The 14,249-nt window shown below is 71.0% G+C and carries 10 protein-coding genes; 7 read left to right on the top strand and 3 right to left on the bottom strand.

The genetic code is table 11. From position 1 onward, the window contains the following. The first annotated feature begins 100 nt into the window (after window positions 1-100). Entirely contained in the window at window positions 101-1,519 is a 1,419-nt protein-coding gene (locus OG959_RS08645) for a sugar porter family MFS transporter (protein ID WP_326657632.1), read from the top strand. Window positions 1,520-1,590: 71 nt separating this feature from the next. On the opposite strand, the gene OG959_RS08640 is transcribed toward OG959_RS08645, so the two are convergent. Further along, window positions 1,591-2,556, bottom strand: coding sequence for an LLM class flavin-dependent oxidoreductase (locus OG959_RS08640; RefSeq protein ID WP_326657631.1), 966 nt, complete (start codon window positions 2,554-2,556; stop codon window positions 1,591-1,593). Between the two features lie 63 nt (window positions 2,557-2,619). Then, window positions 2,620-4,011, bottom strand: coding sequence for a purine-cytosine permease family protein (locus tag OG959_RS08635; protein ID WP_326657630.1), 1,392 nt, complete (start codon window positions 4,009-4,011; stop codon window positions 2,620-2,622). Between the two features lie 113 nt (window positions 4,012-4,124). On the opposite strand from OG959_RS08635, the gene ftsY reads away from it, so the two are divergent. Continuing rightward, window positions 4,125-5,321 carry a signal recognition particle-docking protein FtsY gene (gene ftsY, locus OG959_RS08630; RefSeq protein ID WP_326657629.1) on the top strand — a complete coding sequence of 399 codons (1,197 nt, stop codon included), beginning with the start codon at window positions 4,125-4,127 and terminating at the stop codon, window positions 5,319-5,321. An 87-nt stretch (window positions 5,322-5,408) separates the two neighbouring features. Here ftsY and OG959_RS08625 read toward each other — a convergent pair whose 3' ends face one another. Beyond that, a complete protein-coding gene (locus OG959_RS08625) occupies window positions 5,409-6,068 on the bottom strand; it encodes a bifunctional DNA primase/polymerase (protein WP_326657628.1) in 660 nt (219 codons plus the stop codon). Window positions 6,069-6,491: 423 nt separating this feature from the next. On the opposite strand from OG959_RS08625, the gene nsdA reads away from it, so the two are divergent. The 5 genes from nsdA (at window position 6,492) to ffh (ending at window position 14,195) form a co-directional block, all read left to right on the top strand. Continuing rightward, complete coding sequence (gene nsdA / locus OG959_RS08620; protein WP_326657627.1) at window positions 6,492-7,967, top strand: transcriptional repressor NsdA; 1,476 nt, start codon at window positions 6,492-6,494, stop codon at window positions 7,965-7,967. Between the two features lie 370 nt (window positions 7,968-8,337). After that, a complete protein-coding gene (locus OG959_RS08615) occupies window positions 8,338-9,690 on the top strand; it encodes an ammonium transporter (RefSeq protein ID WP_326657626.1) in 1,353 nt (450 codons plus the stop codon). Continuing rightward, entirely contained in the window at window positions 9,687-10,025 is a 339-nt protein-coding gene (locus tag OG959_RS08610; RefSeq protein ID WP_136330688.1) for a P-II family nitrogen regulator, read from the top strand. The genes OG959_RS08615 and OG959_RS08610 overlap by 4 nt, the downstream gene beginning before the upstream one ends. 31 nt (window positions 10,026-10,056) lie before the next feature. After that, window positions 10,057-12,510, top strand: a complete 2,454-nt coding sequence (locus tag OG959_RS08605; protein ID WP_326657625.1) for a [protein-PII] uridylyltransferase — start codon at window positions 10,057-10,059, stop codon at window positions 12,508-12,510. 131 nt (window positions 12,511-12,641) lie between these two features. Then, on the top strand, window positions 12,642-14,195 hold the full coding sequence (gene ffh / locus OG959_RS08600) for a signal recognition particle protein (protein WP_219569196.1): 1,554 nt from the start codon (window positions 12,642-12,644) through the stop codon (window positions 14,193-14,195). Window positions 14,196-14,249 lie beyond the last annotated feature (54 nt).

Raw genomic sequence — 14,249 nt, 5'->3', positions numbered from 1 at the left:
GTCGTTTTTACCTTCAAGTGGTGGCAGTCATGAAGTTGTGCGCCACTGAGAAGAGCTCACCCCCCACGCCTGACGCTGCGGCCAGGCCCCAGGAGTTCACGTGACCAGCACATCGCAGGGACCAGAGTCCGGAGCCCGGACGGCCCATCCGGAACACATCGGCCATGTCATCTTCATCACGGCTGCCGCTGCGATGGGTGGCTTCCTCTTCGGCTACGACAGTTCCGTCATCAACGGCGCCGTCGAAGCGATCCGCGACCGGTACGACATCGGCTCCGGCACACTCGCCCAGGTCATCGCCATCGCCTTGATCGGCTGTGCGATCGGCGCCGCCACGGCGGGCCGGATCGCCGACCGTATCGGGCGCATCCGCTGTATGCAGATCGCCTCGGTGCTCTTCACCATCAGCGCCGTGGGCTCCGCGCTCCCGTTCGCGCTCTGGGACCTGGCGATGTGGCGCATCATCGGCGGCTTCGCCATCGGCATGGCCTCGGTGATCGGCCCGGCGTACATCGCCGAAGTCTCGCCGCCCGCCTACCGCGGCCGGCTCGGCTCCTTCCAGCAGGCGGCGATCGTCATCGGCATCGCCATCTCCCAGCTGGTCAACTACGGCATCCTGCAGATCGCCGACGGCGACCAGCGCGGCAAGATCGGCGGCCTGGAAGCCTGGCAGTGGATGCTCGGCGTGATGGTCGTGCCCGCCGTGCTCTACGGGCTGCTGTCGTTCGCCATCCCGGAGTCGCCCCGCTTCCTGATCTCCGTCGGCAAGAAGGACCGGGCCCGGAAGATCCTCGAAGAGGTCGAGGGCAAGAACATCGACCTCGACGCCCGGGTCACCGAGATCGAGACCGCGATGCACCGCGAGCACAAGTCGAGCTTCAAGGACCTGCTCGGCAGCCGCTTCGGCTTCCTGCCCATCGTCTGGGTCGGTATCGGCCTGTCGGTGTTCCAGCAGCTCGTCGGCATCAACGTGGCGTTCTACTACTCGGCGACGCTGTGGCAGTCCGTCGGCATCGACCCGACCGACTCGTTCTTCTACTCGTTCACGACCTCGATCATCAACATCATCGGTACGGTGATCGCGATGGTCCTGGTGGACCGGGTGGGCCGCCGCCCGCTGGCCCTCATCGGCTCCTGCGGTATGGCCGTCGCCCTCGCCTTCGAGGCCTGGGCCTTCTCCGCCGACCTCGTCGACGGCAAGCTGCCGGACACCCAGGGCCTGGTGGCGCTGATCGCCGCGCACGTCTTCGTACTGTTCTTCGCCCTCTCGTGGGGCGTCGTGGTCTGGGTCTTCCTCGGCGAGATGTTCCCGAACCGGATCCGTGCCGCCGCGCTCGGCGTCGCCGCCTCCGCGCAGTGGATCGCCAACTGGGCGATCACCGCGAGCTTCCCGAGCCTCGCCGACTGGAACCTGTCGGGCACGTACATCATCTACGCCTGCTTCGCCACGCTCTCGATCCCCTTCGTCATCAAGTTCGTGAAGGAGACCAAGGGCAAGGCGCTGGAGGAGATGGGTTAGTCCCCGCTGCCCCCTCCTCGTCACCCGTACGGCCCCGGCTCGCACCCGCGAACCGGGGCCGTACGCGCACCTCACCCCCCGGTCGCCCCGCAGAACAACCGCAGGCTGCGCCACCCCTCCTCGACCGGCATGCCGCCGCACAGCGGGTGCAGCACCAGGCTGTCCAGCTCCCCGGCGAGAGCCGCGCAGGCCTCCGGTGTGACGATCCGGTAGACGCCCTCGGCCCGGAGCTCCGCCACGGTCGTCGCCGCCGAGCGGACGGCCGAACGAATGTCCTTCGACTGCCAGGAGGCGTATGTGCGCGCCTCGTGCAGGAAGTGCTCCCCGTACGTGGCCCAGCTCCGGTCCGGGTCCTCTGACACGTGCAGCAACGGCGTCTCGGCCGAGGGCATCATGCAGAAGCCCTCCGTACCGTGCTCCGCCCGCTGCTCGTGGTAGTACGCCTCCAGCTCCGGCAGATGCGCACTCGGGAACAGCGGCAGCCCCAGCCGGGCCGCCCGCCGCGCCGCCGCCCGCGAGCTGCCGCCCACCAGCAGCAGCGGATGCGGGCGGGTGTACGGACGCGGGGTGACCGTGACCGTACGGCCGCGGAACTCGAACGGCTCGCCCGTCCACGCCTTCAACAGGGTCTCCAGCACCTCGTCCTGGAGCCGGCCCCGCCTGCCCCACTCGACGCCCGCCCGCTCGTACTCCTCGGGCCGGTAGCCGATCCCCGCGACCGTGACCAGCCGGCCCGCGCTCAGCAGATCGAGCACCGCGATGTCCTCGGCGAGCCGCAACGGGTCGTGCAGCGGCCCGATGACCGCGGAGACCGTGACCGCGATCCGGCGGGTGGCCCCGAAGACGGCACCGGCGAGGACGAACGGGGACGGCAGCCAGGAGTTGGCGGCCCCGTGGTGCTCCTCGGTCTGCACCGTGTCGACGCCGTGCTCGTCGGCGTAGGCGGTCATGTCGAGCGCCGCACGGTAGCGGGCCGAGAGGGACCCCGGGGTGGCGTCGGGGTCGACGAGGTTGAACCGGACGACGGTGAAGGCCATGACGCTGTCCCCCTGGGTCCTGCCGGGCGGGCTGGGCGAGGCCGGACCTTAGCTGACGCAGCGTCAGAAGTGTAGAGGTGCGGTCGCCCGACGTGCGGCGGGCCGCGGCAGCGCCGCGTACAGACCGCCGGAGACGAGGATCGTGACCGCCCAGCCGAGCCCGTTGCGCCCCGTCCACGTCGTCGCGAGCGGACCGGTGAACCATTCCACGCCGGTGAACAGCAGGCCCACCACCAGGCCCACCGCCCAGGCCGCCACCGCGGTCCACGCGAAGCCGCCCGCGTACCAGTAGGCGCTGGTGGACGTGGTGTCCATGAGCGCCTCGGGGTCGTAGGTGCGCCCCCGCAGCTGATCCATGCCGAAGACGCCGATCCAGGCCGAGAACGTCACCGCCAGCAGATTCAGGAAGGAGACGAACGAATCGACGAAACTGCTCGCCACGAGCATCAGCAGCGACCCCAGGAACAGGCTGATCGCCGCATTCACACCGACGGCCCAGGCGCGCGGGATCATGAATCCCAGGGTCTGCGCGGTGAATCCGGCCGAATACATCGACATGGCGTTGATCAGCACCATGCCGAGCACGGCGACGGCCAGATACGGAACCGAGAGCCAGTCGGGCAGCAGCACCCCGATGAACGCGACCGGGTCACGGGTGACGGCGAGGCCCGGCGTACCGACCGCCATCACCGCCCCCATCAGCACCATCGGCAGAAACACGATTCCCGCGCCGCCCACCGTCGCCGCGACCATCGCCCGCCCGGACGCGGTGCGCGGAAGGTATCGGGTGAAATCCGGCCCCGTGGGAGCCCAGCTGATGCCGCCCGCCGCCAGGGTGCCGATCCCCGCGATCATCGCCGACGTCGGACCGGCGGGCCGGTCCAGTACCGCGGGCCAGGCCGTCGCTCCGGCCAGGTGTACCAGGACCAGCACGCTGAACCCGCCGAAGAGGTACGCGGACCAGGTGCAGCACAGCCGCAGCGCCCGCATGCCGAGCCCCGACAGGAGGAAGCTGCTCGCGACGAAGGCGAACAGGGTCACCACGATCAGCGTCGAAGTGCTCCGGATACCGAAGAGCAGGCCGAGCACGGCCAGCAGCGCGTACGCGCCGGTGACCGCGTTCACCGTCTCCCACCCCCAGCGGGCCACCCAGATCAGCGCACCGGGCGCCAGATTGCCCCGCTGGCCGAAGACGGCCCGGGAGAGTGCCATGCCGGGGGCGCCGCCGCTGCGCCCCGCGATGGAGATCAGTCCGACCAGGCCGAACGAGACGGCCGGAGCCGAGACCGCGACGACCAGCACCTGCCACAGGCTCAGCCCGTCGAAGACGACGAGCCCCGCCCCGATGGTGAGCAGCAGCACGGTCATGTTGGCCGCCACCCAGGTGGGGAAGAGGGCCCGTGCCCGGCCGGTGCGCTCGCTGTCGGGCACGGGCTCCAGCCCACGGGTCTCCACGGCCAGGATCGTACCTTTTCCGGCATACGGTGTGTAATGCCCCGCGCACTCGGCCCCCTGGGGGACCGTGCATCCCTCGCTCGCCGCCGCACGTGACCGATACTGGGTGGGTTATGGAATTCGTCATCCTTGCTGTAGTCATCGCCCTGGTCGCGGTCGGCGTGATCAGCGGGCTCGTGGTCAGCAGCCGCAAGAAGAGGCAGCTGCCCCCGGCACCGTCGAGCACGCCGACCATCACTCCTCCCGCCGAGCCCCATGTCGGCGAGGAGGCCGAGACGCCGCGCGACACCTCGCGCCGCACCATCGAGGAGGTCGGCCTTCCGCCCGAGGAGGCCCCGGAAACCGCGGAACCCGAGACGCCCGCCGCCCCCGCGCTGGACGTCCCCGAGCCCACCGCCGGCCGTCTCGTACGGCTGCGGGCCAGGCTCGCCCGCTCGCAGAACTCTCTCGGCAAGGGGCTGCTCACGCTCCTGTCCCGGGACAACCTCGACGAGGACACCTGGGAGGAGATCGAGGACACCCTCCTCACCGCCGACGTCGGCGTCGCTCCCACCCAGGAACTGGTCGAACGGCTCCGCGAGCGCGTCCGCGTGCTCGGCACCCGTACCCCCGAGGAGCTGCGCAAGCTGCTGCGCGAGGAGCTCCTCACCCTGCTCGGCACCGACTTCGACCGCGCGGTCAAGACGGAGGGCGGGGCGGAGACCCCCGGCGTCGTCATGGTCGTCGGCGTCAACGGCACCGGCAAGACCACCACCACCGGCAAGCTGGCCCGGGTGCTCGTGGCCGACGGCCGCAGCGTCGTGCTAGGCGCGGCCGACACCTTCCGTGCCGCCGCCGCCGACCAGCTCCAGACCTGGGGCGAGCGCGTCGGTGCCCGCACGGTGCGCGGACCCGAGGGCGGCGACCCGGCGTCGATCGCCTTCGACGCCGTGAAGGAAGGCATCGCCGAGGGCGCCGACGTCGTGCTCATCGACACGGCGGGCCGGCTGCACACCAAGACCGGCCTGATGGACGAGCTCGGGAAGGTCAAGCGGGTCGTCGAGAAGCACGGACCGCTCGACGAGATCCTGCTCGTCCTCGACGCCACCACCGGCCAGAACGGCCTGGTGCAGGCGCGGGTGTTCGCCGAGGTCGTCGACATCACCGGCATCGTCCTCACCAAGCTCGACGGCACCGCCAAGGGCGGCATCGTCATCGCCGTCCAGCGCGAGCTGGGCGTACCGGTGAAGCTGGTCGGGCTCGGCGAGGGGCCGGACGATCTGGCTCCGTTCGAGCCGGAGGCGTTCGTGGACGCCCTGATCGGGGACTGAACCCCCGTACCGCTACAGCGAGGAGCCCGGCCGCACGCACCGTGCGGCCGGGCTCCTCGCTGTAGCGGCCGCGCTGTCGGACCGCCGTCAGCCGCAGGGCGCCAGCCGGTGGCAGATGTACGCCAGCGTGCCCAGCAGCAGCCGGGCCTGCGGGGGCGCCGCCGCGGTGTCCAGGGCCGGTGGGCGCAGCCAGCGGACCGGGCCGAGGCCGCCCTCGTCGGACGGGGGCGCGGTGATGTGGGCTCCGGATCCGAACGCCCGCAGGTCCAGGCCCGCGTCGTCCCAGCCCATCCGGTACAGCAGCCGGGGCAGCTCGGCGGCCGCGCCCGGCGCGACGAAGAACTGCGCCCGGCCGGCCGGGGTCACCGCCACCGGGCCCAGCGGCAGCCCCATCCGCTCCATCCGCACCAGCGCCCGGCGCCCCGCCTGCTCCGCGACATCGAGCACATCGAAGGTGCGGCCCACGGGCAGCAGCATCGAGGCCCCTGGTACCTCGGCCCACGCGCGCGCCGCCGTGTCGAGCGTCGCCCCGGCGGGAACCTCCTGCGCGAAGTCCAGCGGATGGGCGCCCGGGGAGAGGCAATCCGCTTCCCCGCACGAGCAGTTGCCGTCCGCGGCGCGTGCGCCTGGCACGACGGCCCAGCCCCACAGTCCCGTGTACTCGGCCACCGCGGTGCCCTCGGCCGCACGGCCGCGGCGCCGCGCGCCGGATCGCCTCTCACGGATGCCGCCGATCGTGAAGCCCATGCCCCCTCCAACGGGTCCAACGCGCCAGTGGTTACGAACCGGAGTGCTGACGTGACACGCCGTCGTTCCTGGCGACCGGTGCGAGCGAGGGGTGCGCCCCCGGGGTGCGAGACTTCGCGCGCGCCCCTGAATGCATCCCTGCGCCTACCGCTGGTCGCTGTCTGTCAAGTGAATCGCGCCCAGCCGTGGTGGCGTTCATTCGAAGGGGTGGCGAATGGTGGCGTTTCTGTAAACGCCCTCGCCGAGGGGGTGATCGTAGGATTACCGTCGGTACACGAAGCATGGAAGTATGTGCGCCCATGGGTATGCCGGAGGCAACCCGATTTTCTGTTCGATGGTGGGCAACCTGCATACGGGCAGCATCGGTTCACGGCATTCTGATAGAGGTTCGCGCGACAGTATTCGGCGGATGGGGGCGTTCCAGTGAGTGGCAGCGGCGCAGGCGATTCGAATGCCGGTAAGCGCCCCAACGGGCAATTGGGATCATGGTTCGTGCGCAGCGGCTGGTCGAAGGGCGAGCTCGCCCGGCAGGTGAACCGCAGAGCGCGCCAGATGGGCGCCCACCACATCAGCACCGACACCTCACGGGTGCGGCGCTGGCTCGACGGTGAGCAGCCGCGCGAACCGATCCCGCGCATCCTGTCCGAGCTGTTCTCCGAACGCTTCGGTTCCGTCGTCGCCGTCGAGGACCTGGGGCTGCGCGCCGCCCACCAGGCCCCCTCCGTGGCCGGCGTCGATCTGCCCTGGGCCGGCCCCCAGACCGTCGCCCTGCTCAGCGAGTTCTCCCGCAGCGACCTGATGCTCGCCCGCCGCGGATTCCTCGGCAGCTCCCTCGCGCTCGCCGCCGGACCCGCTCTCATCGAACCCATGCAGCGCTGGCTGGTTCCCGTCGCCGCCGGCGGGCCCGTCGAGCCGGAGTCGGACGCCGCCGCCCGCCGCCCGTCCCGCCTCTCCGGCCCCGAGCTCGACCTGCTGGAATCCACCACCGCGATGTTCCGCCAGTGGGACGCCCAGTGCGGCGGCGGACTGCGCCGCAAGGCCGTCGTCGGCCAGCTCCACGAGGTCACCGACCTGCTCCAGGAGCCGCAGCCGGCCGCCACCGCGAAGCGCCTCTTCCGCTGCGCCGCCGAACTGGCCGAACTGGCGGGCTGGATGAGTTACGACGTCGGCCTCCAGCCCACCGCCCAGAAGTACTTCGTGCTCGCCCTGCATGCCTCGAAGGAGGCCGGCGACAAACCACTGGGCTCGTACGTCCTGTCCAGCATGAGCCGCCAGATGATCCACCTCGGCCGCCCCGACGACGCGCTCGAACTCATCCACCTCGCGCAGTACGGCAGCCGCGACTGCGCCACCGCGCGGACCCAGGCCATGCTGTATGCGATGGAGGCCCGCGCCTACGCCAACATGGGCCAGCCCAGCAAGTGCAAGCGTGCCGTGCGGATGGCCGAGGACACCTTCCTCGACGCGGGGATCGACGGCGAGCCCGAGCCCGACTGGATCCGCTTCTTCTCCGAGGCAGAGCTCAACGGCGAGAACTCCCACTCCTACCGTGACCTGGCCTATGTGGCCGGCCGCAGCCCCACGTACGCCTCGCTCGCCGAACCCGTCATGCAGCGGGCGGTCGAGCTCTTCGGCGACGACGACGAGCACCAGCGGTCGTACGCGCTCAATCTGGTGGGCCTCGCCACCGTCCACCTCCTCAAGCGCGAACCCGAGCAGTCCACCGTGCTGGCGGAGAAGGCGCTGCGCGTCGCCAGGAAGGTCCGTTCGGAGCGGGTCAACACCCGGCTGCGCAAGACCGTCGACACCGCTGCCAGGGACTTCGGGGACATTCCCGAGGTCGCCCGGGTCACCGACCTCCTCTCCGAACAACTGCCCGAGACCGCCGAAGCGGTCTGAGCGGCACCTCTGCCCCGGCCACGACGGCCACCCCGCACCGACCGACTTCGGCTCCCCCGATTGCCTGGTCAGCGGGTGGTCGTCGTGGCCGGTTCGTGTGGTCGTTCCCCTGCCGGAGCGTCGTAACCGCACCGTATGCGGCTCCGGCCGCAGAGTAGGCCCGAGCGCGGGTACGGCACGGGCGGTTCATGGGGACGTAACACGACGGTCCTCTTAGTCACTGCGGCGAAACATCGTGTGGCATCGGCGGAAACGGCGCTGGGTGAATCTCATGCCCATAACCGGCCCGCACCTTTTCCCCAGTGGTCCCGCACGTGGATACGTCCCCACCGCCCCCGCACGCGGCCGCACCGACGACGAGGAGACGCCGATGCCCCCAGGCATCACGACGCTTGCAGCAGACGCCCCGACGCTGTCTGCCGCCAACACCGGGTTCATGCTCATCTGCTCGGCCCTGGTGATGCTCATGACCCCGGCCCTGGCCTTCTTCTACGGAGGCATGGTCCGCGTCAAGAGCACCCTCAACATGCTGATGATGAGCTTCATCAGCCTCGGGATCGTGACGATCCTGTGGGTGCTCTACGGATTCAGCCTCGCCTTCGGCACCGACGCCGGCTCGATCATCGGATGGAGCCAGGACTTCGTCGGCCTCAGCGGCATCGGTGTCACGGAACTCTGGGACGGCTACACCATCCCGGTGTACGTCTTCGCCGTGTTCCAGCTGATGTTCGCCGTGCTCACCCCGGCCCTGATAAGCGGTGCGCTCGCCGACCGGGTCAAGTTCACCTCGTGGGCGCTCTTCATCACCCTCTGGGTCACCGTCGTCTACTTCCCGGTCGCGCACTGGGTCTGGGGCGCGGGCGGCTGGCTCTTCGAGCTCGGCGTCATCGACTTCGCCGGTGGTACGGCCGTCCACATCAACGCGGGCGCCGCGGCCCTCGGCGTGATCCTCGTCATCGGCAAGCGCGTCGGCTTCAAGAAGGACCCGATGCGGCCGCACAGCCTGCCGCTCGTCATGCTCGGCGCCGGTCTCCTCTGGTTCGGCTGGTTCGGCTTCAACGCCGGCTCGTGGCTCGGCAACGACGACGGTGTCGGCGCGGTCATGTTCGTCAACACGCAGGTCGCCACCGCCGCCGCGATGCTCGCCTGGCTCGGCTACGAGAAGCTCCGCCACGGCTCCTTCACCACCCTCGGTGCCGCATCCGGCGCCGTCGCCGGACTCGTCGCCATCACCCCGGCCGGCGGCGCGGTCAGCCCGCTCGGTGCCATCGCGGTCGGTGCCATCGCCGGTGTGCTGTGCGCCATGGCGGTCGGCCTCAAGTACAGGTTCGGCTACGACGACTCCCTGGACGTCGTCGGTGTCCACCTCGTCGGCGGCGTCGTCGGCTCCCTGCTCATCGGCTTCTTCGCCACCGGCGGGGTCCAGTCCGACGCCAAGGGGCTCTTCTACGGCGGCGGACTCGACCAGCTCGGCAAGCAGGCCGTCGGTGTCTTCGCAGTCCTCGCGTACTCTCTGGTCGTCTCCGCGATCCTCGCCTTCCTGCTCGACAAGACCATCGGGATGCGGGTCGAGGAGGACGACGAGGTCTCCGGTATCGACCAGGTCGAACACGCCGAGACGGCGTACGACTTCAGCGGCGCGGGCGGCGGTTCGTCCTCCCGCTCCACGCCCCCCGCGCCCGGCACCACGGCAGCCCCGACGAACAAGAAGGTGGACGCATGAAGCTCATCACCGCAGTCGTGAAGCCCCACCGGCTTGACGAGATCAAGGAGGCCCTCCAGGCCTTCGGCGTCCAGGGCCTCACGGTCACGGAGGCCAGCGGCTACGGGCGTCAGCGCGGCCACACCGAGGTCTACCGGGGCGCCGAGTACACCGTCGACCTCGTCCCGAAGATCCGCATCGAGGTCCTGGTCGAGGACGAGGACTCCGAACAGCTCATCGACGTCGTCGTGAAGGCCGCCCGGACGGGCAAGATCGGTGACGGCAAGGTCTGGAGCGTCCCGGTCGAGACCGCGATCCGGGTACGCACCGGCGAACGCGGCCCGGACGCACTCTGACCGACTGTTCCGCACACGGAAAGGCAGCTGGGTGACGAGCACCGAAGTGACCACCGAATCCGAGGAATCGGGACCCAGCGGCTACGCGGCGGCCCGGCTGCATCTTCTTCAGCAGAAGGTGCAGTCCGGGCCGCCGCGCCGTGCGGCCCTCGCCACGCTCACCGACGAGTGGCTGACCGGCCTCTTCAACGCCGCTGCCGAGCACGCGGGTGTCCGGGGCGCCGCCCTCGTCGCCGTCGGCGGCTACGGCCGCGGCGAACTCTCCCCGCGCAGCGACCTCGACCTCCTGCTCCTCCACGACGGCAGCGCCGACGCCGGAGCGGTGGCCGCCCTCGCCGACCGCGTCTGGTACCCCGTCTGGGACCTGGGCCTCGCCCTCGACCACTCCGTGCGTACCCCCGCCGAAGCCCGCAAGACCGCCGGCGAGGACCTCAAGGTCCAGCTCGGACTGCTCGACGCCCGGCCCGTCGCCGGAGACCTCGGCCTCGTCGCCTCCCTGCGCACCGCGATCCTCGCCGACTGGCGCAACCAGGCCCCCAAGCGCCTGCCCGCACTCGACGAGCTCTGCCGCGAACGGGCCGAACGCCAGGGTGAGCTCCAGTTCCTCCTGGAACCCGACCTCAAGGAGGCCCGGGGCGGGCTGCGCGATGCCACCGCCCTGCGCGCCGTCGCCGCCTCCTGGGTCGCCGACGCCCCCCGCGAGGGACTCGCCGAGGCCCGCCGGGTCCTCCTCGACGCCCGCGACGCCCTCCACCTCACCACCGGCCGCGCCACCGACCGCCTCGCCCTCCAGGAGCAGGACCAGGTCGCCGCCGCCCTCGGCCTCCTCGACGCCGACGCGCTGCTGCGCCAGGTCTACGAGGCCGCCCGCACCGTCTCGTACGCCACCGACGTCACCTGGCGCGAGGTCAACCGGGTGCTGCGCGCCCGCTCGGCCCGTCCGAGGCTGCGCGCCATGCTGGGCGGTGGCCGCGCCCCGGCCACCGACCGGACCCCGCTCGCCGACGGCGTCGTCGAGGCCGACGGCGAGGTCGTGCTGGCCCGCACCGCCCGTCCGGAACGCGACCCGGTCCTCGTCCTGCGGGCGGCCGCGGCGGCGGCGCAGTCCGAGCTCCCGCTCTCCCGCCATGTCGTACGCCACCTCGCCACCGCCGCCAAACCGCTGCCGGTGCCGTGGCCGGCCGAGGCCCGGGAGGAACTCGTCACTCTTCTCGGCGCGGGCGAGGCCACCGTCCCCGTCTGGGAGGCGCTGGAGGCCGAGGGGCTCATCACCCGGCTCCTGCCCGACTGGGAACGGGTCCACTGCCGCCCCCAGCGCAACCCCGTCCACACCTGGACCGTGGACCGCCACCTCGTCGAGACGGCCGTCCGCGCCTCCTCCCTCACCCGCCGCGTCGGCCGCCCCGACCTCCTGCTGGTGGCCGCCCTGCTCCACGACATCGGCAAGGGCTGGCCCGGTGACCACTCCGTAGCCGGCGAGGTCATCGCCCGCGACATGGCAGCCCGGATCGGCTTCGACCAGCACGACGTGGGCGTCATCGCCACCCTCGTACGCCACCACCTGCTGCTCATCGAGACCGCCACCCGCCGCGACCTCGACGACCCGGCCACCGTCCGTTCCGTCGCCACCGCCGTCGGGAGCGCCGCCACCCTGGAGCTCCTGCACGCGCTCACCGAGGCCGACGCGCTCGCCACCGGGCCCGCCGCCTGGTCCACCTGGCGCGCCTCCCTCGTCACCGACCTCGTCAAGCGCGTCGCGGCCGTCCTCGCCGGGGAAGCACCCGAGGAACCCGCGCCCGAGGCGCCCAGTGCCGAACAGGAGCGCCTGGCCATCGAGGCCCTGCGCACCGGCGAACCCGTCCTCGCCCTGCACACCCAGGCCGAGGCCCCGCACGAGGACGGCGGGCCCGAACCCGTCGGCGTCGAACTCCTCATCGCCCTTCCCGACCGGCCCGGTGTCCTCCCCGCCGCCGCCGGGGTCCTCGCCCTGCACCGCCTGACCGTCCGCGCCGCCGACCTGAGGGCCGTCGAGCTCCCCACGGAACTGGGCGAGAGGGCGGACCTGCTCCTGCTCAGCTGGCGCGTCGCGGCCGAGTACGGCTCCCTGCCCCAGGCCGCCCGGCTGCGCGCCGACCTCGTCCGTGCCCTGGACGGCTCGCTGGACATCCGGGCCCGTCTCGCCGAGCGGGAGGCGGCCTACCCGCGACGCCGCGGAGTGAAGGCCCCGCCGCCGAGGGTGACGGTCGCGGCGGGCGGCTCGCAGCTGGCCACGGTGATCGAGGTGCGTGCCCAGGACGCCCCCGGTCTGCTGCACCGGATCGGCCGGGCGCTGGAACAGAGCGCGGTACGGGTGCGCAGCGCGCATGTGTCGACGCTGGGGGCGAACGCGGTGGACACGGTCTACGTCACGGACGCGGAGGGTGAGCCGCTGTCCGCGGAGCGGGCCGCGGAGCTGGCCCGGGAGATCGAGAAGGCGCTCGGCTGAGCCCCCGCACTCCGTGAAAAGGCCCTCGTCCGTCACGTAAACCGGGCGAGGGCTTTGCGTTCTCCGGCGTCCGGATACCCTGGGGGACGACTACCTGCCCCCGCCCCCGACCCTGAGGACCGACGAGCGCCGTGTTCGATACTCTCTCCGACCGCCTTGCCGCGACTTTCAAGAACCTCAGGGGCAAGGGCCGCTTGTCCGAGGCGGACATCGACGCCACGGCTCGCGAGATCCGTATCGCCCTGCTGGAGGCGGATGTCGCTCTGCCCGTCGTCCGGGCCTTCATCGCCAACGTGAAGGAGCGGGCGCGTGGCGTCGAGGTCTCCCAGGCGCTGAATCCGGCCCAGCAGGTCGTCAAGATCGTCAACGAGGAGCTCGTCTCCATCCTCGGTGGCGAGACCCGTCGGCTGCGGTTCGCCAAGACCGCGCCCACCGTGATCATGCTGGCCGGCCTCCAGGGTGCCGGCAAGACGACCCTCGCCGGAAAGCTCGGCGTCTGGCTCAAGGGCCAGGGCCACTCCCCGCTGCTCGTCGCCTGTGACCTCCAGCGCCCCAACGCCGTGAACCAGCTGAGCGTCGTCGCCGACCGCGCAGGCGTCGCGGTGTACGCGCCGGAGCCGGGCAACGGCGTGGGCGACCCGGTCCAGGTCGCCAAGGACTCGATCGAATACGCCCGGACCAAGCAGTTCGACGTCGTCGTCGTCGACACCGCCGGCCGCCTCGGTATCGACCAGGAACTGATGCAGCAGGCCGCGGACATCCGCGACGCCGTCAGCCCCGACGAGATCCTCTTCGTCGTCGACGCGATGATCGGTCAGGACGCGGTCAACACCGCCGAGGCCTTCCGCGACGGCGTCGGCTTCGACGGTGTGGTCCTCTCCAAGCTCGACGGTGACGCCCGTGGTGGTGCGGCCCTGTCGATCGCCCACGTCACGGGCAAGCAGATCATGTTCGCGTCGAACGGTGAGAAGCTCGAGGACTTCGACGCCTTCCACCCCGACCGCATGGCGTCCCGCATCCTCGACATGGGTGACCTGCTCACCCTGATCGAGCAGGCGGAGAAGACCTTCAGCCAGGAAGAGGCCGCTCAAATGGCCTCCAAGCTGGCGTCCAGCAAGGGCGGGAAGGACTTCACGCTCGACGACTTCCTGGCCCAGATGGAACAGGTCCGGAAGATGGGCTCCATCTCCAAGCTGCTCGGGATGCTGCCCGGCATGGGGCAGATCAAGGACCAGATCAACAACATCGACGAGCGCGACGTCGACCGCACCGCCGCGATCATCAAGTCGATGACCCCGAAGGAGCGCGCCGAGCCGACCATCATCAACGGCTCGCGGCGGGCCCGTATCGCCAAGGGTTCCGGTGTGGACGTCAGCGCCGTGAAGAACCTGGTCGAGCGGTTCTTCGAGGCCCGCAAGATGATGTCGAAGATGGCGCAGGGCGGCGGCATGCCGGGTATGCCCGGGATGCCGGGCATGGGTGGCGGTCCCGGCCGGCAGAAGAAGCAGGTCAAGCAGGCCAAGGGCAAGCGCAAGAGCGGTAACCCGATGAAGCGCAAGGCCGAGGAAGCGGCCGAGGCGGCCCGCCGTGAGCAGGCGGCGCAGGGCGGGGCGTTCGGTCTGCCGGCCGGCCAGGAGGACAAGAACTTCGAGCTGCCGGACGAGTTCAAGAAGTTCATGGGCTGACCGGCCCGCCGAGTCGCGACCCGGTTGTCACGTCCCTGAGGGGGCGCCCGCTTC

The sequence above is a fragment of the Streptomyces sp. NBC_00385 genome (genome assembly GCF_035917155.1).
GTDB lineage: Bacteria > Actinomycetota > Actinomycetes > Streptomycetales > Streptomycetaceae > Streptomyces > Streptomyces poriferorum.
The sequence above is the reverse complement of the archived record's forward strand: the minus strand, read 5'-3'. Positions and strand labels throughout refer to the sequence as shown.